This is a genomic window from Thiomonas sp. FB-Cd (assembly GCF_000733775.1).
Classification (GTDB): domain Bacteria; phylum Pseudomonadota; class Gammaproteobacteria; order Burkholderiales; family Burkholderiaceae_C; genus Thiomonas_A.
Window position 1 is genome coordinate 1,508,615 of record NZ_JPOE01000002.1, and the last position, 23,348, is coordinate 1,531,962.

Annotated in this window: 17 protein-coding genes, 1 tRNA gene and 1 pseudogene; 16 read left to right on the plus strand and 3 right to left on the minus strand. The window is 62.6% G+C overall.

The annotated features are described in order from the left end of the window. Window positions 1-231: 231 nt before the first annotated feature. The 9 genes from CD04_RS0107410 to CD04_RS0107455 all read left to right on the plus strand — a co-directional run bounded on the left by CD04_RS0107410 (window position 232) and on the right by CD04_RS0107455 (window position 12,135). Entirely contained in the window at window positions 232-1,989 is a 1,758-nt protein-coding gene (locus CD04_RS0107410) for a glycosyltransferase family 39 protein (RefSeq protein ID WP_051849240.1), read from the plus strand. 77 nt (window positions 1,990-2,066) lie between these two features. Beyond that, on the plus strand, window positions 2,067-2,633 hold the full coding sequence (grpE, locus tag CD04_RS0107415; RefSeq protein ID WP_051849007.1) for a nucleotide exchange factor GrpE: 567 nt from the start codon (window positions 2,067-2,069) through the stop codon (window positions 2,631-2,633). A gap of 105 nt (window positions 2,634-2,738) precedes the next feature. Continuing rightward, window positions 2,739-4,670: a molecular chaperone DnaK gene (gene dnaK, locus CD04_RS0107420; protein WP_031405505.1), complete on the plus strand. Its 1,932-nt coding sequence runs from the start codon at window positions 2,739-2,741 to the stop codon at window positions 4,668-4,670. A gap of 75 nt (window positions 4,671-4,745) precedes the next feature. Next, window positions 4,746-5,864 carry a molecular chaperone DnaJ gene (gene dnaJ, locus CD04_RS0107425; protein ID WP_031405507.1) on the plus strand — a complete coding sequence of 373 codons (1,119 nt, stop codon included), beginning with the start codon at window positions 4,746-4,748 and terminating at the stop codon, window positions 5,862-5,864. A gap of 62 nt (window positions 5,865-5,926) precedes the next feature. Next, a protein-coding gene (prfB, locus tag CD04_RS0107435; RefSeq protein ID WP_156030168.1) for a peptide chain release factor 2 occupies window positions 5,927-7,031 on the plus strand; the annotation gives its coding sequence in 2 pieces (ribosomal slippage) (window positions 5,927-6,007 and window positions 6,009-7,031; 1,104 coding nt in all). Between the two features lie 52 nt (window positions 7,032-7,083). Further along, window positions 7,084-9,735 carry an aminopeptidase N gene (gene pepN / locus CD04_RS0107440; protein WP_031405510.1) on the plus strand — a complete coding sequence of 884 codons (2,652 nt, stop codon included), beginning with the start codon at window positions 7,084-7,086 and terminating at the stop codon, window positions 9,733-9,735. Between the two features lie 30 nt (window positions 9,736-9,765). Beyond that, a complete protein-coding gene (locus tag CD04_RS0107445) occupies window positions 9,766-10,779 on the plus strand; it encodes a class 1 fructose-bisphosphatase (RefSeq protein WP_031405512.1) in 1,014 nt (337 codons plus the stop codon). Window positions 10,780-10,868: 89 nt separating this feature from the next. Further along, a tRNA-Thr gene (locus tag CD04_RS0107450) sits at window positions 10,869-10,944 on the plus strand. Between the two features lie 213 nt (window positions 10,945-11,157). Further along, window positions 11,158-12,135 carry a serine/threonine protein kinase gene (locus tag CD04_RS0107455; RefSeq protein WP_031405514.1) on the plus strand — a complete coding sequence of 326 codons (978 nt, stop codon included), beginning with the start codon at window positions 11,158-11,160 and terminating at the stop codon, window positions 12,133-12,135. Between the two features lie 100 nt (window positions 12,136-12,235). Here CD04_RS0107455 and CD04_RS0107460 read toward each other — a convergent pair whose 3' ends face one another. Both CD04_RS0107460 and CD04_RS21585 read right to left on the minus strand, forming a co-directional pair. Further along, a complete protein-coding gene (locus CD04_RS0107460) occupies window positions 12,236-12,547 on the minus strand; it encodes a hypothetical protein (RefSeq protein ID WP_231480496.1) in 312 nt (103 codons plus the stop codon). Next, window positions 12,535-13,506 (minus strand): annotated as a pseudogene (locus tag CD04_RS21585) (RNA-guided endonuclease InsQ/TnpB family protein); the annotation flags it as partial. The gene CD04_RS0107460 and the pseudogene CD04_RS21585, both read right to left, overlap by 13 nt. Before the next feature lie 386 nt (window positions 13,507-13,892). Between CD04_RS21585 and CD04_RS0107470 the strand changes: the two are divergent. From CD04_RS0107470 to CD04_RS0107500, 7 genes are read left to right on the plus strand one after another with little or no spacing between them, the layout of a single operon-like run. Beyond that, window positions 13,893-15,761 carry a glycosyltransferase family 39 protein gene (locus tag CD04_RS0107470; RefSeq protein WP_231480497.1) on the plus strand — a complete coding sequence of 623 codons (1,869 nt, stop codon included), beginning with the start codon at window positions 13,893-13,895 and terminating at the stop codon, window positions 15,759-15,761. After that, complete coding sequence (locus tag CD04_RS0107475; RefSeq protein ID WP_031405521.1) at window positions 15,758-16,129, plus strand: SMR family transporter; 372 nt, start codon at window positions 15,758-15,760, stop codon at window positions 16,127-16,129. The genes CD04_RS0107470 and CD04_RS0107475 overlap by 4 nt, the downstream gene beginning before the upstream one ends. A 10-nt stretch (window positions 16,130-16,139) precedes the next feature. Next, a complete protein-coding gene (locus tag CD04_RS0107480) occupies window positions 16,140-17,276 on the plus strand; it encodes a DegT/DnrJ/EryC1/StrS aminotransferase family protein (RefSeq protein WP_031405523.1) in 1,137 nt (378 codons plus the stop codon). Beyond that, complete coding sequence (locus tag CD04_RS0107485; protein ID WP_038167587.1) at window positions 17,273-18,304, plus strand: glycosyltransferase; 1,032 nt, start codon at window positions 17,273-17,275, stop codon at window positions 18,302-18,304. The genes CD04_RS0107480 and CD04_RS0107485 overlap by 4 nt, the downstream gene beginning before the upstream one ends. Before the next feature lie 6 nt (window positions 18,305-18,310). Continuing rightward, window positions 18,311-19,240 (plus strand): formyltransferase, encoded by a 930-nt coding sequence (locus CD04_RS0107490; RefSeq protein ID WP_031405527.1) that lies wholly within the window; start codon window positions 18,311-18,313, stop codon window positions 19,238-19,240. Continuing rightward, window positions 19,237-20,292, plus strand: a complete 1,056-nt coding sequence (locus CD04_RS0107495) for a bifunctional UDP-4-keto-pentose/UDP-xylose synthase (protein WP_051849009.1) — start codon at window positions 19,237-19,239, stop codon at window positions 20,290-20,292. The genes CD04_RS0107490 and CD04_RS0107495 overlap by 4 nt, the downstream gene beginning before the upstream one ends. Before the next feature lie 27 nt (window positions 20,293-20,319). Next, the gene (locus CD04_RS0107500; RefSeq protein ID WP_051849010.1) at window positions 20,320-21,246 is read left to right on the plus strand and encodes a polysaccharide deacetylase family protein; all 927 of its coding nucleotides are present in this window, start codon (window positions 20,320-20,322) and stop codon (window positions 21,244-21,246) included. Between the two features lie 93 nt (window positions 21,247-21,339). Here the strand turns inward: CD04_RS0107500 and acs are convergent, their stop codons facing one another. Then, window positions 21,340-23,322 (minus strand): acetate--CoA ligase, encoded by a 1,983-nt coding sequence (acs, locus tag CD04_RS0107505; protein WP_031405532.1) that lies wholly within the window; start codon window positions 23,320-23,322, stop codon window positions 21,340-21,342. Between the last annotated feature and the right edge of the window lie 26 nt (window positions 23,323-23,348).

Sequence of the window (23,348 nt, forward strand, 5' to 3'; positions counted from 1 at the left end):
CGGTCAACGATTGGCGCTTCGTACCTCAACACCCTGAGCGGCGGGGTTTCGTGCTGCTGCAGATGACTCATCGATGTCCGGGAGATCCCAGCCTCAGACCCGGGACGAGTCCGTGGGCTCAGACGGCGCATCGGCGGGTCCACCTACAATGCGCGCCTTGTTTCCCCATGGGTTTTGCTCGCAGATTCGTCGGATGATGCCGGCCGTTGCGGCGGCCTGCCCTGCGATTCCGTGCCTACTCCATTCTTACGCAACGCTCCCGACTGGCTGCTCGATGCCCTGGTGCTTCTGATTGCAGCCATCTGCCTGTTCTGGGGCTTGGGCGGGCCACCCATCCGCGACAACAACGAGGCCCTGTATGCCGACATTGCATGGGCCATGGCGCGAGGTGGTTCATGGATCATCCCGCATCTGGACGGGGTGCCCTATATCGAAAAGCCCCCATTGCTGTACTGGCTCATGGCGGCGGTGTTCAAGCTATTCGGCGTGGGCGCGTGGCAAGCCCGCCTACCCGACGCGCTCGCTGCCTGGCTCACCAGTGCCGGCTGCATTGCCTACGGCCGCCATCTTCGAGCACCGATCGCAGGGCGTTTCGCCGCGTTGGTGACTGGCACCGCACTCGGCTTCGTGCTGATCGCGCGCACGATCTTGTTCGACCCCCTGATGCTGCTGTTCTGGCTGAGCGCCTTTGCCCTGGTCGTGCTGGCCGTGCACGAGCGCAGGCGTGCCTGGCTGCGCGCGGCCGCCATTCCCCTGGCACTGGCGACGCTCACCAAAGGCCCGGAAGCCCTTCTTCTTCTGGGTCTTATCGCCTTGCTGCAGCTGGTCCTGGCCCCCGGCTCCTGGCAGCGTGCGGCGCTGCTGCGCTTTTACCTCGACCCATGGGCGATCGCACTATTCGTGCTGGTGGCCGCGCCATGGCATCTGGCTGCGGTGCACACGCAACCCGGTTTCGCCTGGTTCTACTTCGTCAACGAGACCGTCATGCGCTTCTTGGGCAAGCGCATTCCGGACGACTTCCACACCGGGCCCTGGTGGTATTACGGTCCCAAGCTGTTGATCGGCTTTTTGCAGTGGACCCCCGTTTTGGCAGTCCTGGCTTGGCGCGGCCCCGCCGTGCGCGGAGGCAGCGCGCTCACAGCCTCGGCACGCTGGACGCGCAATGCAGCAGCCGTGCTGACGGTGTTCTTTTCCATGGCGGGCAACAAGGGGGCGTATTACCTGTTGCCGGTCGTCCCCCTTGTGGCCTGGTGGCTGGCCGTGAAGCTGCAGAGCGCTTCGGACGAAGGCACCCTGGCGGACCTGCAGCCATGGCTGGGCGCGGGCGCCGCCCTGTTCGGCCTGAGCGCATTTGCGCTTTGGCTCGGATCATGGACACCGGAGCTGCACAGCCACCTCTTGCGCATCGGTTTGCCGCCTGCGCAGTTCGCTGCAATACCGCACCTCATCATTGGGACTGCCGCGCTTGCCCTTCTGGGCGCCGGCATCCTGGCGGCCAGGCGCCTTGAGTTGGGCCTGCTGATCTTCGGGCTCGCTGCGATTGTCATGGTGAATTTCGCCACCGATCTTGCCATCGCAAAGACATCGGACACCTCCCAGAAGAATGTGGCGGCAGCCATCCGCGCCGCCATGCCCGGCGGGGCGGAGCTGTTCTCCTGGCAGACCTTCGAGGATCACGACGCCTCCCTGCTTATCTACGGCTTTCGCCCGCTACGCGTCATCGACAGCACAAGCTCGGATCTGTGGTTCGGATGCCACCATGCGTTGCAAGGCTCGCCGTGCGTAAGCCCCTTGGCGCTCGTTCAGGCACGCGCCGAAGGCCGCGCCGTGGCCATCTGGGTTCCGCGCAACCGTCTAGCCGGTTTTCTTGAAACCGGCCTCGCCGTGGGGCTACAAGCCATGGACTTCAAGGACAGCGTGGTGTTCTACGGCCAACGGGCGCGGGGGTCGCAGGCGCCTTTGCCAAAAAATCCCCCTGCCCTGCCTTGAATTAGGCGCGCGCGACCCAAAATGGAGCCGGTAACGCTGTTTTGGTATTGAAAATCCCTCCGACAATTCACGGTCCCATGAGTCAAACCGAACAACAATCCATTCCCGAACCAGGCCAGGTCGATCCGATGTCCAACGAGCAGAGCTCGGCCCCGGATGCACTCGAGCAAGCGCTCAAAGTGGCGCAAGATGAGCTCGATGCGTTGAAAGACCAGTTCCTTCGTGCGAAAGCCGAGGCCGAAAACACCCGGCGGCGAGCCGAGGAAGAAACCGCCAAGGCGCGCAAGTTTGCGGTGGAAAGCATGGCGCAGGAGCTGCTCCCGGTCAAAGACAGTCTTGAGGCGGCCATGGCGGACGAAAGCGGCAGCATCGAGGCAATCAAGAAGGGTGTCGACCTTACCCTCAGCCAGCTTCGCGGGGCGTTCGAGCGCAGCCGGATCCAGGAAATCGCACCCGCCGTGGGCGATCGTTTCGATCCGACGCGCCATCAAGCCATCGCATCCGTGCCAGCGCAGCAGCCGGCGAACACCATCGTCAGCGTGCTGCAAAAAGGATATGTGATCGCCGAACGCACGCTGCGCCCGGCGCTGGTGACCGTTGCCGCGGTTGATGCCGCGGCAACGGGTGATAAGCCAGAGGCTTGAATCCGGCATAACCACCTGCATTTATAGAGAAATTCGGGCTTATGACCGCGCAAGTGCGGTGACCCGGCCAGCCTCAGACGGCATCAACAACTAACGGAGTTCAACATGGCAAAAATCATTGGCATCGACCTCGGCACCACCAACTCCTGCGTCGCGGTGATGGAGGGTGGCACGCCGAAGGTCATTGAAAATAGCGAGGGCGCGCGCACCACGCCGTCCATCGTCGCCTACATGGAAGACGGCGAGATCCTGGTGGGCGCTCCAGCCAAGCGCCAAGCCGTCACCAATCCAAAGAACACGCTGTACGCAGTCAAGCGACTCATCGGGCGCAAGTTCGAAGAGCCGGAAGTGCAGAAGGACATCGGCCTGATGCCATACAACATCGTCAAGGCAGACAACGGCGATGCTTGGGTGGATGTGCGTGGCAAGAAGCTTGCCCCCCCGCAGATTTCCGCTGAAGTGCTGCGGAAGATGAAAAAGACGGCGGAGGACTACCTCGGCGAGCCCGTCACCGAGGCCGTGATCACGGTCCCGGCGTATTTCAACGACAGCCAGCGCCAAGCGACAAAAGATGCCGGACGCATCGCCGGCCTCGATGTCAAGCGCATCATCAACGAGCCGACTGCCGCGGCATTGGCATTCGGCTTGGACAAGGCCAGCAGAGGGGACCGCAAGATCGCGGTGTATGACCTCGGTGGCGGCACCTTCGATATCTCGATCATCGAAATCGCCGACGTCGAAGGCGAGAAGCAGTTCGAAGTGTTGTCCACCAACGGCGACACGTTCCTCGGTGGCGAGGACTTCGACCAGCGCATCATGGACTACATCGTGGCCGAGTTCAAGAAGGAATCGGGCGTGGATCTGTCCAAAGACGTGCTTGCGCTTCAGCGTCTCAAGGATGCGGCCGAGAAAGCCAAGATCGAGCTTTCCAGCAGCCAACAGACCGAAATCAACCTGCCTTACATCACGGCCGACGCCAGCGGGCCCAAGCATCTGAGCCTGAAGCTCACGCGCGCCAAGCTTGAAGCCTTGGTGGAGGAACTGATTGAACGCACCATCGAGCCCTGCCGCAAGGCCATCAAGGATGCCGGCGTGAAGATCGACGACATCTCCGATGTCATCCTCGTGGGGGGCATGACGCGCATGCCCAAGGTGCAGGACAAGGTCAAGGACTTTTTCGGCAAGGAACCCCGCAAGGATGTGAACCCGGACGAGGCCGTGGCGGTGGGCGCTGCGATTCAGGGTTCGGTACTGGCAGGCGACCGCAAGGACGTGCTGCTGCTCGACGTCTCCCCGCTGTCCTTGGGCATCGAAACCCTGGGCGGCGTGATGACGCCCATGATCAAGCGCAACACGACCATCCCGACCAAGCACACCCAGGTGTACTCCACGGCCGACGACAATCAGCCTGCCGTGACCATCAAGGTTTACCAGGGTGAACGCGAACTGGCGTCGGGGAACAAGCTGCTTGGCGAGTTCAACCTCGAGGGCATTCCACCCGCACCCCGAGGGCTGCCCCAGATCGAAGTGACCTTTGACGTCGATGCAAACGGCATCCTGCACGTCAGCGCCAAGGACAAGGGGACGGGCAAGGAAAACAAGATCACGATCAAAGCCAACTCAGGCCTGTCGGAAGACGAAGTCCAGCGCATGGTGCGTGACGCCGAGGCAAATGCCGCCGAGGACCATAAGAAGCGTGAGCTCGTTGATGCGCGTAACCAGGCCGATGCCGCAGCGCATAGCGTGCGCAAGTCCCTGGCTGAACATGGCGACAAGGTCGAGGCAAGCGAAAAGGCAGCCATCGAGGCCGCACTGAAGGACGTGGAAGAGGCCATCAAGGGCGAGGACAAGGCTGATGTGGAAGCCAAGACCGAGGCCCTGATGCGCGTCAGCCAGAAGCTCGGCGAGAAGATGTACGCACAAGAGCAGGCTGCTGCGGCGTCGGCCGGTGCAGCGGGGGGCACCTCGGCAGGCGGCGCGGGCGACGACACGGTCGTCGACGCCGAGTTCAAGGAAGTCAAGGACGGCAAGGCCTGATCGGCCTGCACTCCGATTGTGGGGAGGGTTTAATCACCCTCCCTTTTTGCGTTTTCGAACTGGATCGTTTCAAGCATGGCCAAGCGCGACTTTTACGACACTCTGGGCGTCTCCCGCGACGCTGACGAAGACACACTGAAGAAGGCCTACCGCAAACTGGCCATGAAGTACCACCCGGACCGAACCCAGGGCGATAAGGCGGCGGAGGAGAAGTTCAAGGAAGCCAAGCTGGCCTATGAGACCCTGTGCGACCCGCAAAAGCGTGCGGCCTACGACCGCTATGGCCACGCAGGGGTTGATCCGTCGGCAGGCATGGGCGGCGGCGCTGCGGGCGGGTTCGCCGATTTCGGCAATATTTTTGAGGAGATTTTTGGGGGTGGCGCACGGCAGCGCGGCGGTGCTCAGCAGGTCTACCGTGGCTCCGACCTGAGCTACTCGCTGACCTTGACGCTGGAAGAAGCGGCCATGGGCTGCGCCAAGTCACTGCGCATACCGTCCTGGGATACGTGCGATGCCTGTGCTGGCAGCGGCGCCAAGCCCGGCACAAAACCCAAGACCTGCCCCACCTGTCACGGCAGCGGCGCCACGACCCAACGCATGGGTCCGTTCGCGATGCAGCACACCTGTTCCACTTGCGGGGGCACCGGCAAGATCATCCCGGAACCCTGCCCGACATGCCACGGCCAAGGCCGCATTCAGCGCCAGAAAACACTGGAGGTGAATATTCCGGCTGGGATCGACACCGGCATGCGCATCCGGTCCAGCGGCAATGGCGAGCCCGGCGTGAACGGCGGGCCTTCGGGCGATCTGTACGTCGAAATCCAGATCAAGCCCCACGCCCTGTTTGAGCGCGACGGCGATGACCTGCATTGCAAGATTCCGGTGAGCATGACAGCCGCCGCGCTCGGTTCGCGCATCGAGGTGCCGACGCTGGCCGGCGTTGCCGAGATCGATCTGCCTGAAGGTACGCAGTCGGGCAAGACCCTGCGCCTGCGGGGCAAGGGCATCAAGGGTCTTCACTCCGGTCACCCGGGGGATCTGTACTGCCACATTGAGGTGGAGACGCCTGTGCGCCTGAGCGAGGAGCAGCGACGCCTGCTGGAGCAACTTGACGAATCTTTCAAGCGCGGGGGTGACCGCCACTCGCCTGCCGGCAAGACATGGGCCGACAAGGTGCGCGCGTTTTTTAAATAGGCAGGTGCTCGCGGGTGCGACAATCTGCGGCTTCGCCTCTTTTCACCGAACCACGATCAGCCATGGAAGCCGAACAACTCAACGCCCTGTCCTCCCTTCTGCGCGACCTGTCCGAGCGCACACGGCTGCTTCGGGGGTATCTTTGACTACGCTGCCAAGGCTGCACGTCTGAGGGAAGTCAGCGCCGCGCTCGAGGACCCCAAGGTCTGGGACGATCCCAAGCGGGCGCAGGAACTGGGCAAGGAGAACCGTGGCTTGGAGGCCGTGGTTCTGGAGATCGACCGCATCGAGCGCGAGCTTGCCGACCAGCACGAACTGTTTGATCTGTCCCGCGAGGAAAACGACGACGCGACCCTGCAGTCCATCGAGGCTGATGCACAGGCCACCGCCAAACGCGTGGAGGACATGGAGTTTCGTCGCATGTTCTCCAATCCGATGGACGCGGGCAACTGCTTCATCGATATCCAGGCGGGCGCGGGCGGCACTGAAGCCTGCGATTGGGCTTCCATGCTGCTGCGGCAATACCTGCGCTACTGTGAGCGCCAAGGCTTCAAGGTTGACGTGCTGGAAGAGTCGTCGGGTGACGTCGCCGGGGTCAAGAGTGCATCCATCAAGGTCGAAGGTGACTACGCCTACGGCAAGCTGCGCACCGAGACGGGCGTGCACCGGCTCGTGCGCAAGAGCCCGTTCGACTCCTCAGGTGGACGCCACACGAGCTTTGCCAGCGTGTTCGTTTATCCCGAGGTCGATGATTCGATCGAGATCGACATCAACCCTGCCGACGTGCGCATCGACACCTTCCGCGCCAGTGGAGCCGGTGGCCAGCACATCAACAAGACCGACTCTGCCGTGCGCATCACCCACGTTCCCACCGGGATCGTCGTGCAATGCCAGAATGACCGCTCGCAGCACAAGAACCGCGCCGAAGCCTGGTCGATGCTGCGTTCGCGCCTTTTCGAGCACGAGCTGCGAAAACGCCAGGCCGAGCAGCAAAAGCTGGAGGACAGCAAGAGCGACGTGGGCTGGGGCCACCAGATTCGCTCCTACGTGCTGGATCAGAGCCGCATCAAGGATCTACGCACAGGGGTAGAAATGTCGAACACACAAAAAGTGCTCGACGGCGACCTCGACGAATTCATCTCCGCCAGCCTGAAGCAAGGGCTCTAGGCCTTGCCCGGGATCTGGCCCTCCCAGACGATGCTTCACTCCGATGACCACCATGCGCACAGACCAAGCCCCCGTGATCTCCCGGCTGCAATACGCCAAGCCGGCCTATGCCGTCGACCAGGTCACCCTGGAATTCGATCTCGACCCCGACCGCACCCGCGTGAAAAGCCGCATGCAGGTGCGCCGCAACGCTGATGCAGCACTGGACGCGCCGCTGCTGCTCGACGGCGAAGACATCAATCTGCAATCGCTCATGGTCGATGGCAAGCCATGGGTTTATGCAACCACGGAGACCGGTATCCGCCTGGAGAAGGTTCCAGATGCCTTCGAACTCAACATTGTCAACATCTGCTCCCCACGCGCCAACACACGCCTTTCGGGTCTTTATCTGTCGGGGAATGCGTTTTTCACCCAGTGCGAGGCTGAAGGCTTTCGCCGCATCACCTACTGGCCCGACCGGCCCGATGTGATGAGCCGCTTCACCGTGGTGCTGCGCGCCGATAAGACGCACTACCCGGTGCTGTTGTCGAACGGAAATCTCAAGAGCCAGCGTCCGCTCGACGACGGCCGACTGGAAGCCGTGTGGGAAGACCCCTTCCCGAAGCCCTGCTACCTGTTCGCCCTCGTAGCCGGTCGCTTGGTCTGCCGCGAACAGCGCATGACAAGCCGAGACGGCCGCGAGCATCTCCTGCAGGTCTATGTGCGCGAGGGAGACCTGGACAAGACCGAGCATGCCATGCGCTCGCTGGTTCACGCCGCAGCCTGGGACGAGCAGCGATTCGCCCTGAGTCTGGACCTTGACCGCTTCATGATCGTTGCCGTCAGTGACTTCAACATGGGCGCGATGGAGAACAAGGGACTGAACGTCTTCAACACCAAGTACGTGCTGGCCAATCCCTCCACGGCCACAGATGCCGATTTCCAGAACATTGAGTCGGTGGTGGGCCATGAATACTTCCACAACTGGACCGGCAACCGCGTCACTTGCCGCGATTGGTTCCAACTCAGCCTGAAGGAAGGCCTCACCGTATTCCGCGACCAGGAATTTAGCCAGGATCTTGCCGCGGCCAGCGGCGGCGAGTCGGCCCGCGCGGTCAAACGCATCGAGGATGTGCGCGCCCTTCGTGCGGTGCAGTTCCCCGAAGATGCCGGCCCCATGGCGCATCCGGTGCGGCCCGACAGTTACGTGGCGATCGACAATTTCTACACGCCGACCGTCTACGAGAAAGGCGCTGAGGTCGTGCGCATGATGCACACCCTGGTGGGCCGCGAAGGCTTTGCCGCGGGCATGAAGCTTTACTTCGCGCGCCACGATGGCCAAGCCGTGACGTGCGACGATTTCCTGGCCGCGATGGCCGACGCCAATCCGGCCACGGCGTTGAGTGGCCATCGCACCCAGTTCGGGTTGTGGTACGCGCAAGCCGGTACGCCACACGTGCGCGCGACTGGCCACTACGACGCTGACACACGAACGTACACGGTCTCGCTCAGCCAGATGACCCCGCCAACGCCCGGGCAAAATGAAAAGCAGGCTCAGGTCATTCCCGTGCGCATCGGGCTGGTAGCCAGCGACGGCCGTGCCCTGACCTTCCGCGCGCACGGTGCCCACACCGCCCAGAGTGACTGCCTGCTGGTGTTGACGCAGCCCGAGCAAACGTTCGTGCTTCACGATGTGGACGCAGAACCCATCCCGTCGCTGCTTCGAGGATTTTCCGCACCGGTCATCCTGGATGATGAACTCAGCGATGCCGACCGACTGGTCCTGCTGGCATACGACACGGATGCATTCAATCGCTGGGAATCGGCACAGCGCTTGGCGCTCGCCCGCCTGCTGCCCGCCTTACGCGAGGGCGATCTCAAGGTGGATGCCCCTTACTTGGACGCGCTGCGCGCCGTGCTGCGTGAAGTCCGACTGGACCCCGCGTTCAAGGAGCTCACGCTCACGCTCCCCAGCGAAGGCTTTATTGCCGAACAGCTCACCGAGATTGATCCGCCGCGCATCCACAAAACGCGGCAGGCTTTGCGCCTGGCACTGGCGCAGCAACTCCTGCCCGACTGGGAACACCTTTGGCAGTTGCTTGGCACCACCGAGGGCTACAGCCCGGATTTCGCCGGGTCTGGACGGCGCGGCTTGCGCAACTTGGCTCTTACCCAGCTCTGCCTGACGGGCGATGCCCAGTGGCAGGGCCGCGCGTACCAGCGCGTCAAGGACGCCGACAACATGACCGATCGCTTCGACGCGCTTGCCGCGCTGGTCGGGAGTCGTGCACCGCTGGCGCAAGCCGCCCTGGAGCGATTTGCAGCGCTGTTTGCAAACGAGCCGCTGGTGATCGATAAATGGTTTGCTCTGCAGGCGACAACCCCCGGGGCCGACGTGGAGCATATTCGCGAGCTGATGCGGCACCCCGACTTCAACATCCGCAATCCCAACCGCGCGCGCAGCCTGATCGCCACGTTTTGCCAGGGCAATCCCGGATCCTTCCACCGCAGCGATGGCGCGGGCTACGCCTTCTGGGCCGAACAGGTGCGCGCTCTGGACGCGATCAATCCCCAGGTCGCCGCCCGGCTGGCGCGCGCCATGGACCGCTGGCGCAAGCTGGCAGAGCCCTACGCCCGCGCTGCCGAGCCCGTCATGCGAGAGCTGGCCTCGTATTCCGCTCTATCGGCCGACACGCGCGAGATTTTGGGCAAAGCACTGGCCTGAAGAGCGCCAAGGTCAACCAGGGAGACCATGATGTCCGACAACACGATCAGCCTGTCGCGCTGGCTCATTGAGCAAGAACGCACCTACGGCCATATTCCGGGCTCATTGCGCCTGCTCATCGAGCAAGTGGCACGCGCCTGCAAACGCATCAGCCGCGCGGTGAACAAGGGGGCCAGCACCGGCATCCTGGGCAGCGCTGGAAGCGAGAACGTGCAGGGCGAGGTGCAAAAGCAACTCGACGTGATCGCCAACGACGTGCTGCTCGAGGCCAACGAATGGGGTGGGCACTTGGCCGCGATGGCATCGGAGGAACTCGAGCGCATCCACGTCATCCCTCACCGTTACCCGCGTGGCGAGTACCTCTTGATGTTCGACCCGCTGGACGGGTCGAGCAACATCGAGGTCAACGTCACGATTGGCACCATCTTTTCCGTGCTGCACCTCGCTGATGGCGTGAGCGAAGTCGGCCCCGAGCACTTCCTGCAGGCGGGGCGCCAGCAGGTGGCCGCCGGCTATTGCACGTATGGGCCGCAGACCAGCCTGGTCCTGACGCTCGGCCATGGTGTGTCGGTGTTCACCCTGGATAGCGAGCAGGGCAGCTTTGTGCTCACCCAGAGCAGCCTGCGCATTCCCGCATTGACACAGGAGTTTTCCATCAACATGTCGAACATGCGCCACTGGGCAGCGCCCGTGCGGCGTTACATCGACGAGTGCCTGGCGGGCCAGGACGGTCCTCGTGGCAAGAATTTCAACATGCGCTGGGTCGGCAGCATGGTGGCCGATGTCCACCGCGTCCTTCAACGCGGCGGTGTGTTCCTCTACCCCTGGGACAAGCGCGAGCCGGAACGCGCGGGCAAGCTGCGCCTTTTGTACGAGGCCAATCCCATGGCATTTCTGGTGGAACAGGCTGGCGGCATGGCCATTGCAGGGACGGAGCGCATCCTCGACATTCAGCCCGAGACCCTGCACCAACGCGCCGCTGTGATCCTGGGAAGCAACGAAGAAGTTGCACTTTTGCAGCGCTACCACCGCGAGGCCAGCTAACACGCACCGTGCAGCCGATCGTGACATGGCGCTGGCACCCCCGAGGCATCGACGCGCTTCACAGATCGGTTAAGATTGCCGGTTTCGTCGCCGGTGTAGCTCAGTTGGTAGAGCAGCTCATTCGTAATGAGAAGGTCGAGGGTTCGATTCCTTTCACCGGCACCAAGAATAGCCAGCACTTAGCCCAGCCTAGCCGCTGGGCTTTTTGCTTATGGGGCGCCGACTCCAGGCATCTGTGGGCAAAGCAGAACTACAAAGTTCTGCAATGGAGTGTTGATATCGGCATTCGGGCCAGTGAGGATCTCAACATGTTCACCGCGAAGCGCGCACTCTGCCCGCCCACCCCAACCGTCTAGCGCTCCTGTGGTAAGAACAAACATGACCCGCGACCCCTCTTATGCCGACCTGACACCCGACTGCGTACTCAACGCGATCGACAGCCTCGGAATGCGTTGCGATGGCAGGCTGCTGCAGTTGAACAGTTTCGAGAACCGCGTCTACCAAGTCGGGCTCGAGGACGGCAGCCAACGCATCGCCAAGTTCTATCGGCCAGGCCGTTGGAGCGATGCGGCCATCCTCGAAGAGCACGCATTCACCTGTGAGCTCGCTGAGCGGGAGATTCCCGCCGTACCACCGCTGTCGCTCGGCGGCCAAACGCTTCATCATCGCGAAGGCCATCGCTTCGCGCTGTTCCCAAGGCAGGGCGGCAGACCCCCTGAGCTCGAGCGAGAGGACACACTCGAATGGCTGGGGCGTTTCCTCGGCCGCATCCATGCGGTCGGTGCAAGCTGCGCGTACGAGGCACGCCCCGCTCTCGACATCCAGAGCTTCGGCATCGAACCGCGCAATTTCCTCGCTGCCGGCGATTGGCTGCCCGAGGAATTGCACCCAGTCTGGACGAGCGTCGCCGACCAGGCGCTCGATGGCGTACGTCGCGCCTACCAGCGTGCCGGCGACGTCCGGACGCTGCGGCTGCACGGCGACTGCCATCCCGGCAACATCCAATGGACCGACGATGGCCCGCATTTCGTCGACTTCGACGACAGTCGCACCGGGCCTGCGGTCCAGGATTTGTGGATGCTGATGTCTGGCGACAACGTGGACATGCGTCGCCAGCTCTCGGCGCTGCTGCGAGGCTACGAGGTGTTTTGCGAATTCGATGACCGCGAACTGCATCTGGTCGAGGCGCTGCGCACGCTACGTCTGATCCACTACAGCGCCTGGATCGCCCGCCGCTGGCACGACCCCGCCTTCCCCGCTGCATTTCCTTGGTTTGGCAGCGCCCGCTACTGGCAGGACCGCATCCTGGAGCTGCGCGAGCAAGTGGCGCTGATGCAGGAGCCGCCGCTCATCTGAGCTTCGACCCTGGCAGGCGACCCCAGTCCGAATGGCGCCCCACCAGGCGCTGCGTGGCGCCGGCCGAAAGGCATACGCCTGCTTGACACGCCGGCTTGCTTCAGAATCTGCCCAAAGCGGACTCCCCGAAGCCTTGCAGCGGCCCCAGTGGGTTCGTCGTCGACTGCACCTCGGAGATGTCCGGTTGGCCGCTCCAGATCTTGTACACGACGCGATCGTCCACCACGAGCATTAGCATCTTGAATCGCCAGCCGCTGGTGATGGTCCGTCGCCGAAAATCGAGAAAGTCGAGCCAGAAGCTTCCAACCCGCTTGTGATCAACATGGCTCTGTTGACCTCCTCCCCGCCCCTGGCCTGGGGCCACCGCTTGCGCGGGAAGGGCGGAGATTCCTACGGCGCTCAGGTGCGGCATTGAGCCGCTCCTGAGTCGCTTCGGTGGGTTCCTGCTGCTGGCGGCATTGCTGCACCGCTCACTTCACAGGCGATCCGGGCTGCGGTTTCCCGCCCAGCGCAAGCGTGCGCCATGTCCGTCCCTTCGTCTCGCAGTTTTTGCATCCCGCGAGCAAGGATGTTGAGCGCGCCGACAACATCGGCATGATTCGCGTAGCCATACGCGCCGCACTTGAACTGCGCCTGCGTGCGGCGATTGTCGGCCGCGATATGGCTGCAGCATGGGCAGGTGCGGCTCGTGTTGTGCGGTGGCACGGCCATGAGATGGCCGCCGCTCCACCGGACCTTGTAGTCCAGTTGGCGGCGGAACTCGAACCAGCCTTGATCGAGGATGGATTTGTTGAGTCCGCGCTTGGCCCGGACATTCGTGCCCGGCTTCCCGGTTGTGCCTGCTGCGGACCTGGACATGTTCCTCACCTGCAAGTCCTCGATACACACCATCGCGTGGTTTTGGCTGATCGTGGTCGTGGCCTTGTGCAGGGCGTCGCCTCAGGCATTGCCGATCCTCTGGTGGAGTTTTGTGACTTTGGCCTTCGCCTTCCTCCAGTTCTTGCTGAACTTCACCTTGCGGCTCATCGCCCGCTGGTACCGCGCAAGCCGCACCGCGTGCGTCCTGAAACTGTTCAGCGGTGGCAGAAACGCACCGTCGCTGAACGTGGCAAATCGGGCAATGCCCACGTCGATCCCGATGGCGCGGGTGGCGCTCGGGATGGGCTGCTCAACCTCACGCTCGGTCTGGATCGAGATGAACCACGTGCCGCCGCTGCTGGACACCGTGACATTGCGCACCGCACCGAGAACGTCCCGGCTGTTGCGATAGCGCAGCCACCCCAGCTTGGGCACAAAGATGCGACTGTTACCCGGATCGAGCTTGATCTGTTTCGGGTCGGGATAGCGCAAGCTGTCGTGCTGGCCCTTCTTGGCGACGATTTCATCGTAACAAGAAATGACGGTGCAACAGGCGGTCTGTTCGGCCAATTGATGCAGATTCATCGCTGCCGATTGCGCGTTCGTTCCTCGCAGGGCTGCTGCCCGTTTCACCCAACCAGTTCGCCATCGACCGCATCAGCTATGGGTGCGACGCAACGCATCTCACCTGCCCCCGCTGCTGAGCGCATGGCACGACCCAACTCCGGCGCGCCTTAGAATCTCCCAATACCAACTTCAATATCAAGCGGGTAGGCGCCGAGAGCGATTCAGCGCCTACCGCTTGAGAACACCGGGGATCCAATCATGAAAACGAAGCCCGGCGTTCGATTCGGTCGAGCGTATTGAAGTTTCGATGCGCCAATTGGTTATTTGTTCTCATGCAACGTTTTCGCGCTGCTTCGATGCCTTTGTCCGGCGCCACGAACGGCCATCATCCAGCAGCCTGTGCCGTGATACCCGACTCCCCCACGCAAGATCCCATCCCCTCCCCCCGTGCGCTTCTCGCCTTGGCGGCGCTGGTTGCGGTGCTTTGGTTCGGGGTGCTCGGTTATCGCGACCTGGTCCCGACGGACGAAGGTCGTTATGCGGAGATTCCCCGCGAGATGGTGCAGACGGGTGAATGGGTCACGCCAAGGCTCGACGGATTCAAGTACTTCGAGAAACCCGCCCTGCAATACTGGGCCACTGCTGCTGCCTATGAGGCCTTCGGGCTGGGGGAGTGGCAGGCTCGGCTGTGGACGGGTTTGACCGGTTTTCTCACCATCATCTTCACGTGGTTCGCTGGCCGGGCGCTATTTGGTGCGCGCGCTGGACTGTATGCGGGTGCGATCCTGGCCAGCTGCGTGTACTGGGTGGGGTTGGGGCATATCAACACGCTCGACATGGGTGTGTCGGCCTTCCTGGCTGGAAGTCTGTTTGCCTTCTTGCTGGCCCAGCGCACCGGCGCCACAGCGGCACAGACGCGTTGGTGGATGTGGGCCTGCTGGGCGCAGATGGGCCTGGCCATGCTCTCCAAAGGACTGATCGGTGTAGCGTTTCCGGGCTCAACTCTGATCCTCTACACATTGCTCACCCGCGATTGGGCCTTATGGAAGCGACTGCAACTGCTGCCTGGATTGTTGATCTTCCTGGCGGTTGCTGCGCCTTGGTACGTCTGGGTCCAGGTGCGCAATCCCGAATTTTTCAACTATTTCTTTATCTACCAGCAGTTCACCCGATTTCTCACGCCCGATCTGCAACGGCCCGGCCCCTGGTATTACTTCATCCCCATTTTGCTGCTTGGAATCCTGCCTTGGCTGGGAGGGCTATGGCCGAGCTTGCGATATGGCGTGACGCACCCCTTTGGGACCGTACGCGCCGATCGCCCGGTTGCAACGCAGGAGCCTTTGCGCGTCAATTGGGTGCTGCTGATCTGGTCGGTTTTCATTTTTGCCTTCTTCAGCGCCTCGCACTCCAAGCTTCCGTCCTACATCCTTCCCGTCTTTCCCGCGCTGGCCCTGCTCATGGGTGGGTACTTCGCGCACGCGCCTCGAAGTGCACTACGGCGGCAGTTCGCCTTTTTCGCCTTGCTTTCGGCCGGTGCGATCGTCGGATTCACGCAGCTCTGGCGTGCGGGCAATGCCACCACGCCAAGCGCCCTTTACCAACAGTACGGCTGGTGGCTGGAGGTCACGGCCGCCCTGGGTCTGGTGTCGTCCGTGCTGGCTTGGAACTGGGAAAAGGCCGGGCGCCGAGCCGCCGCGGTGCTTGTTCTGGCGTGCGGCATGGTCTTGGGGCTTACCGTTGCAACGCAGGCTTTTCAGATCCTCGGACGCACCGCCTCGACCAAAGACGTGGTGCAGGCGATCCGCCCTTGGCTGCACCCTGGCCAGCCCTTCTACACCGTGGGTACGTACGACCAGACCCTGCCGTTCTATCTCAAGCGTACCGTCACCGTGGTGGCCTACGAGGGTGAGCTGCATTTCGGCATCACCGAACAGCCGCAGCTCTGGGTGCCGACCGTGGCCGATTTCGCGAAACGCTGGCGGCGCGATCATCGACCTCTGGCCTTCATGCCCGTCGACCAGCTCGCGGCGATGCGTGCGACAGGCCTGCCGCTGGTGGTCATCGAGAAGACGTCGCGCTACGCGGTGATCGCCAAACCCGGTGAGGACTACGGCGCAGCCGCGCAGGCGGCCACCACCCGGCTGCCTGCGGCGTGGAATGCGCACAGCGCCGGCCCGATGCAGCGCGAGGTCACGCCATGAGCGCCGTCGCCTTTGCATTGGTGTTGACCGGCGTGCTGCTCAATGCCGCCGCGCAGTTGCTGATCAAGGCCGGAGCCGAGACCGCTGGACGGTTTTCCTTCACCCTGTCCAACATCTGGCACGCAGGACTGCACTTCGCCCTGCAATGGCAGATTCTCCTGGGATTGGTTTGCTATGCGGTGTCGGTGGTCGTGTGGATCTTGGCGCTCACGCGCGTTCAAGTATCCATGGCCTACCCCATGCTGTCGCTCGGCTACGTGGTCACGGCCTTTGCCGCTTGGTGGCTATTTGGCGAGGCACTCACCATGCAAAAGCTTCTCGGCATCGCCATCATCATCGTGGGCGTGATCCTTGTCGCCCGCACCTGAGCTCCCTGCAATGAACACAACCGATTTTCTACCGCTCACTCGCCCCGATATCGACGAGGACACCATTGCAGGCGTTGTTGAGGTATTGCGCTCGGGCTGGATCACCACAGGGCCCTGGAACACCAAGTTTGAACAGTCACTATCGGAGTATTTCGGTGGGCGGCAGGTGCGCACCTTTAACTCCGGCACCGTCACGATGGAGGTGGCCCTACGCATGCTGGGGGTGGGACCGGGCGACGAGGTCATCACCACGCCGCTGTCCTGGGTGGCCACGGCCAATGTGGTGCTTGCGGTCGGCGCCACGCCGGTATTCGTTGACATCGACCCCATCACCCGCAACATTGACACCGCCGGCATCGAAGCGGCCATCACGCCCCGGACCAAGGTCATTCTTCCCGTGCATCTGGCGGGGCTGCCCTGCGATCTGGATGCCATCTTCACCCTTGCGCAGCGGCACGGTCTTCGCGTCCTGGAGGACGCTGCGCAGGCCATTGGAAGCACCTGGCGCACGAGACGCATCGGAAGCTTCGGCGATTATTCCTCGTTCAGTTTCCATCCGAACAAGAATGCAACCAGCATTGAAGGAGGCTGCCTCGTGCTTCCGCCGGATGCCGACCCTGGGCTGGTGGAGCGGCTGCGCCTGCAAGGGGTGCGCCGTTTCGGCTTGGATGGCATGGACGTGGACGTGCTGGGTTCCAAGGCAAACCTCACCGACGTGGCTGCGCGCGTGGGCTTTGGACAAATGCAACGGGTCGACGGTTTCAACCGCCGCCGCACCGCGCTGGCACAAGCGTATTTTGCGCTGCTCGACGCGTTCGGCCTGCCGGCACGTGGCGTACAACTGCCGGTGCGTGATTTCGAAAGCAGCAACTGGCATATGTTCCAGATCGTGTTGCCTGCAGAGGTGCAGCGCGCCGCGGTGATGCAAGCCCTCAAAGACCGCGGCATCGGCACTGGCGTGCACTACCCGCCCATCCATTTGTTCACCATGTACCGCAAGCTCGGTTTCGAGCCCGGCCAGTTCCCACATGCGGAGCGCGTGGGAACTGGCATCCTCACGCTTCCCCTCTTTCCGGCGATGCGCGATGCCGACATCGCCCGTGTTGCCGAAGCGCTGTCGACAGTGCTGCGAGAATTCGGCCTATGACTAGCAGCCTTGCCCCCTCCCCGACACTCTCGGTCGTGATTCCCGTGTACAACGAGGAAGCCGGCCTGCCGGCGCTGTTTGCGCGCCTGTATCCGGCGCTTGACGCCCTTGGCGAGCGCTACGAGGTGATTTTCGTCAACGACGGTAGCCGAGACCGTTCCAGCGCGATGCTGGCGGCGCAGCAAAAGCTGCGCCCGGATGTCACACGTGCCATCCTGTTCAACGGCAATTATGGCCAGCACATGGCCATCCTGGCTGGCTTTGAGCACACGCGCGGCGATATCGTGGTGACGCTCGACGCCGATCTGCAAAATCCGCCCGAGGAGATTGCCAAGCTGGTGGCCAAGATGCGCGAAGGCTACGACTATGTTGGAACCATCCGGCGTCAGCGGCAGGACAGCTGGTTTCGGCGTCACGCCAGCCTCGCGATGAACGGGCTGCGCGAGAAAATCACGCACGTGCAGATGACTGACCAAGGCTGCATGCTGCGCGCCTATGGCCGCGATGTTGTGGACACCATCAATCGTTGCAGCGAGGTCAACACCTTTGTGCCCGCCCTGGCCTATACGTTTTCACTGCGGCCGACGGAAATCGAAGTGATGCACGAGGAGCGTGCCGCAGGCGAGTCCAAGTACTCAGTGTTCAAGCTCATCCGGCTGAACTTCGATCTCGTCACTGGCTTTTCGCTCATGCCCCTGCAGTTCATGTCCTTTCTGGGCATCGGCCTGGCTCTGGCCTCGGGTGCGCTGTTCCTGCTGTTGATGGTTGATCGCATCCTGTTCGGCTCACAGGTGCAGGGGGTGTTTACGCTCTTTGCCATTACCTTCTGCCTGCTGGGCGTGCTCTTGTTCAGCATTGGATTGCTTGGCGAATATATCGGGCGCATCTACGAACAGGTGCGCGGTCGCCCACGCTACGTCGTGCAGGCCATCTTGGACGACACGGCAGGCAGTCAGCGCGCTGTGGCTCCAGAGCCCGCCAGCGCGCTGACCCGCGACGCGGCGCATCAGTCCATCGCCCACCGCTAGGCACCCATGCGCGCTGTCGTTTTTGCTTACCACAACGTCGGTGTCCGCTGCCTGCGCACCCTCTTGGCACGCGGCATGCAGGTCGACCTCGTCGTCACCCATCCCGATGATCCGGCTGAGGCCCAGTGGTTCGACAGCGTCGCAGCCGTGGCGCGCGAGCATGGCATTTTGGTGGAGTTCGTGGACCAAACCATTGCGCCCGCAGTGCTGGAGCGCGTCAAGCGACTTGAGCCGGATTATGTCTTTTCCTTTTACTTCCGACGCATGCTGCCGGTTGAATTGCTGCAAGCGGCGCGGGTCGCTGCGCTGAACATGCACGGCTCGCTGCTGCCCAAGTACCGAGGCCGAGCCCCGGTGAACTGGGCGGTGCTCCACGGCGAAGCCGAAACCGGAGCCACGCTGCACATCATGCAGGCCAAGCCCGATGCGGGCGACATCGTGGCTCAGCAGGCTGTGCCGATCCTGCCCGATGACACGGCAAAGGACGTCTTCGACAAGGTGACGGTTGCCGCCGAAATTGCCCTATGGGGTGTGCTGCCCCAATTGCAACGCGGCGTGGTACCGCGCCAGCGCAACGATCTGGCCCAGGGCAGCTACTTCGGCGGACGCAAGCCTGAGGACGGATGCATCGACTGGCATCGGCACGCGCAAGCCATCTACAACCTCATCCGGGCAGTCGCCCCGCCCTACCCTGGTGCGTTTTTCAGCGTCTCTGGCCATCGCCTCATTGTCGCGCGCGCGCGCCTGGCGCAGCCAGAGATTGCCGCACTGCTGCCCGCAGCCAGCACGCTCGGGCTCCATGTGGCTGGCGGCCACGCCCTCGGCAAGAGCGGTGACGGCGGCATTGTCCATCTGCTTGAACTCTGGGACGCAAACCAGCCAGGCATCGCCTTGAACACCCGACAGATTTCGGAACTCGCAGGACACACCCCATGAAAAAAATCCTCATCCTCGGCGTCAACGGCTTCATTGGCCATCACCTGTCCAAGCGCATCCTCGCGACCACCGATTGGGAGGTCTACGGGATGGACATGAATACCGACCGTATCGAAGACGTTCTGGGAAGCCCGCGCTTCAAGTTCTTCGAAGGCGACATCACCATCAACAAGGAGTGGATCGAATACCACGTGCGCAAATGCGACGTGATCCTTCCGCTGGTGGCCATTGCCACGCCGGCCACGTACGTGAAGGCGCCGCTGAAGGTATTCGAGCTGGATTTCGAGGCCAATCTGCCGATCGTGCGCGCAGCGGTCAAACACGGCAAGCGTCTTGTTTTTCCGTCCACGTCCGAGGTCTACGGCATGTGCACCGACGCCGAATTCGATCCCGATCACTCCCCATTGATCTATGGACCGATCAACAAGCCGCGCTGGATCTATGCCTGTTCCAAGCAGCTGATGGATCGTGTCATTGCCGGTTATGGCCAGCAGGAAGGCTTGGACTACACGCTGTTTCGCCCATTCAACTGGATCGGCGCCGGGCTGGATACCATTCATTCGGCCAAGGAAGGCAGCTCGCGGGTCGTCACCCAGTTCCTTGGGCATATCGTGCGTGGCGAAAACATCAGCCTGGTCGACGGGGGGCAGCAAAAACGTGCGTTCACGGATATCGATGACGGCATCGATGCGCTCATGCGCGTCATCGAAAATCCCGGCGGCGTGGCCGCAGGCAAGATTTACAACATCGGCAACCCTGCAAACAACTATTCGGTCCGTGATTTGGCCCAGCGCATGCTGCGTCTGGCTGCCGAATTCCCCGAATATGCCGAATCTGCCCGCAAGGTGGAACTGGTTGAGACCAGCTCCGGCGCCTACTACGGCACGGGCTATCAGGATGTGCAGAGCCGTGTGCCCAAAATCACCAACACGATGCAAGATCTCGATTGGTCTCCGAAGACCGATATGGACACCGCACTGCGAAAAATCTTCCAAGCCTATCGCGGCCAGATCGCGCAGGCTCGCGCCCTGATGGACGAAGCCGGAAACTGACACGCCCTTCAAACTCCACGGCACGCCATGCCCTTTCTCGCTCTCAAGGTCGACGTCGACACGCTGCGCGGCACCCAGGAAGGTGTGCCCACCTTGCTGCGCCTGCTCTCGCGGCACAAATTGCGCGCAAGCTTCCTGTTCAGCCTCGGTCCCGACCACACGGGGCGCGCGCTCAAGCGCGTGTTCCGCCCCGGATTTCTAGCCAAGGTGCGGCGCACATCCGTGACCAGCCATTACGGACTCAAGACATTGCTTTACGGCACCCTTTTGCCGGGGCCGGATATCGGGCGCCTGGCGGCCGAACCGATGCGAGCGACCTATCGCGCTGGACATGAAGCCGGTGTGCACACCTGGGACCACATCCTTTGGCAAGACTACGTGGCCGGCAAGGGTCCCGAATGGACACGCAAGCAGATGCGCCTGGCCGTGGACCGCTTTGGCGAGATTTTTGGCCGTAAGCCCCTCGTACACGGAGCGGCCGGCTGGCAGATGAACGACTCCGCCTACATGCTCGAGCGCGAGCTCGGATTCACCCTTGCTTCCGACGGCCGCGGCAAGACGCCCTACATGCCGCTCGTCAATGGTCGCCCTGTCGGGGTCCCGCAACTGCCCACCACCCTGCCCACGTTGGACGAGCTCATCGGCGTGGACGACATCACATCGGCGAATGTTGCCAAACGTATCCTTGAACGATCGCTCGATGGACGGGACCACGTGTACACGCTGCATGCCGAACTCGAAGGCGGCCAGCTTGCGCCCGTGTTCGATGATCTGCTTGCGGGCTGGACCGCAGCCGGTCTTCGGATCGGCAGCCTGTCCGACTATGCCGCGACGCTGGATCTGAATGCCCTGCCGCACAAGGCCGTCGGCTTGGGCGCTATCCCTGGGCGCAGCGGCACCTTGGCGGTGCCTCTGTGCACGGACACGGAGGCCGGCCAAACGGCGAACCGCTGAGGCGGGAACGGCGCTTTCCCCGCGCGCCATCCACGCAAACATGCACCCCGTGAGCCCTCCCCCGCAAAGGGGAGGACGGGGGCCCAATCGGCGTCAGTGGTTGCGGGCGAGTTGCTCCAGGATTGCCGGATTTTCCAGGGTTGAGGTGTCCTGGGTGATGGTCTCCCCCTTGGCCAAGGTGCGCAGCAGCCGGCGCATGATCTTGCCGGAGCGGGTCTTGGGCAGGTTGTCACCAAAACGAATGTCTTTGGGCTTGGCGATGGGGCCGATCTCCTTGCCCACGTGATTGCGCAATTCGTGCGCAATCTGCAAAGCCTCCTCGCCAACCGGGACGGGCCGCTTGAGCACGACGAATGCGCAAACTGCCTCGCCCGTGAGTTCGTCCGGACGCCCCACCACGGCGGCTTCGGCCACCAGCGGATGTGACACCAGCGCGGACTCGATTTCCATCGTGCCCATGCGGTGCCCCGACACGTTGAGCACGTCGTCGATACGGCCGGTTATGGTGAAGTATCCCGTGTGCGCATCGCGGATGGCGCCGTCGCCTGCAAGGTAATAGCCTTGCAGCTCTTCCGGGTAGTAGCTCTTCTTGAAACGCTCGGGGTCTCCATAAATGGTGCGGATCATGGCCGGCCAAGGCTTCTTGATCACAAGAATGCCACCCGTACCCCATGGCAGATCGTGCCCGGTCTCGTCCACCACTTCCGCAAAGATGCCCGGCAGCGGCAAGGTACAGGACCCTGGCACCATCGGCGTAGCCCCGGGCAGCGGGCTCATCATGTGCCCACCGGTCTCCGTCTGCCACCACGTGTCGACAATGGGGCAGCGCCCGCCACCGATGTGCTCGTAGTACCACTCCCAGGCCGCAGGATTGATCGGCTCGCCCACGGTGCCAAGAATGCGCAGCGAATCCAGCTTGTAGTTGCGCGGATGGGCCGCCGCGTTCGTCTCGGCTGCCTTGATCAGCGAGCGGATCGCCGTGGGCGCCGTGTAGAAGACCGTCACCTTGTGATTCTGGATCATTTTCCAGAAGCGCCCGGCATCAGGATAGGTTGGCACGCCCTCGAACACCACTTCGGTGGCGCCGCAAGCCAGTGGACCATAGGTGATGTAGCTGTGACCGGTGACCCAGCCAATGTCTGCCGTGCACCAGAACAGGTCGTCGTCACGAATATCGAAGGTCCACAACATCGTGAGCTGCGTCCACAACAGATAACCCGCGGTCGAGTGCTGAACGCCTTTGGGTTTGCCCGTGGATCCCGATGTGTACAGCAGGAACAGTGGATGCTCAGCCTCCACCCACTCGGGCGGGCAATCCGCGCTCTGCCCTTCCACCAGTTCATGCATCCACAGGTCGCCCTTCGCATTGAACGCTACATTGCCGCCGGTGCGCCGATACACAACCACGTTGCGCACGGTGTCGCAGCCGCCGAGACCCAGCGCCTCGTCGACGATAGCCTTCAGGGGCAACGACTTGCCGCCGCGTCGCTGCTCATCGGCCGTGATCACCAGCACGGCACCTGCATCCTCAATGCGGTCGCGAAGCGATTGTGCGGAAAACCCGCCGAACACGACAGAGTGCGTGGCACCGATGCGGGCACAAGCCTGCATCGCGATCACCCCCTCCACGGACATGGGCATATAGATGATCACGCGATCACCCTTTTTCACACCCAGACTCTTGAGCGCGTTGGCAAACTTCGCCGTGCGCTCCAGCAACTCAGCGTAACTCACACGGGTGACGGCGCCGTCGTCAGCCTCAAACACGATGGCAGTCTTACTGCCCTTGCCCGCCAGCACATGCCGGTCCAGGCAGTTGTAGGACACATTGAGCCGGCCATCGGCAAACCATTTGAAGAACGGCGCTCCGCTGGAATCCAGCGTCTGGGTGAACGGCTTGTGCCAGTGCAGGTGCTCACGCGCCAAGCGCGCCCAGAATCCTTCAAAGTCGCCTTCCGCCTCCGCCACCAGTTTGCGATAGGCATCCATGCCTGAAATGCGCGCTCGCTGGACGGCCTCTGGCGAGGGGTAATAGGTCTTCAGGACGTGATGCTCGGGGGCTTGTTGTTCGGTCATGGTTGTCTCCAGGTTTGCCAGACTGC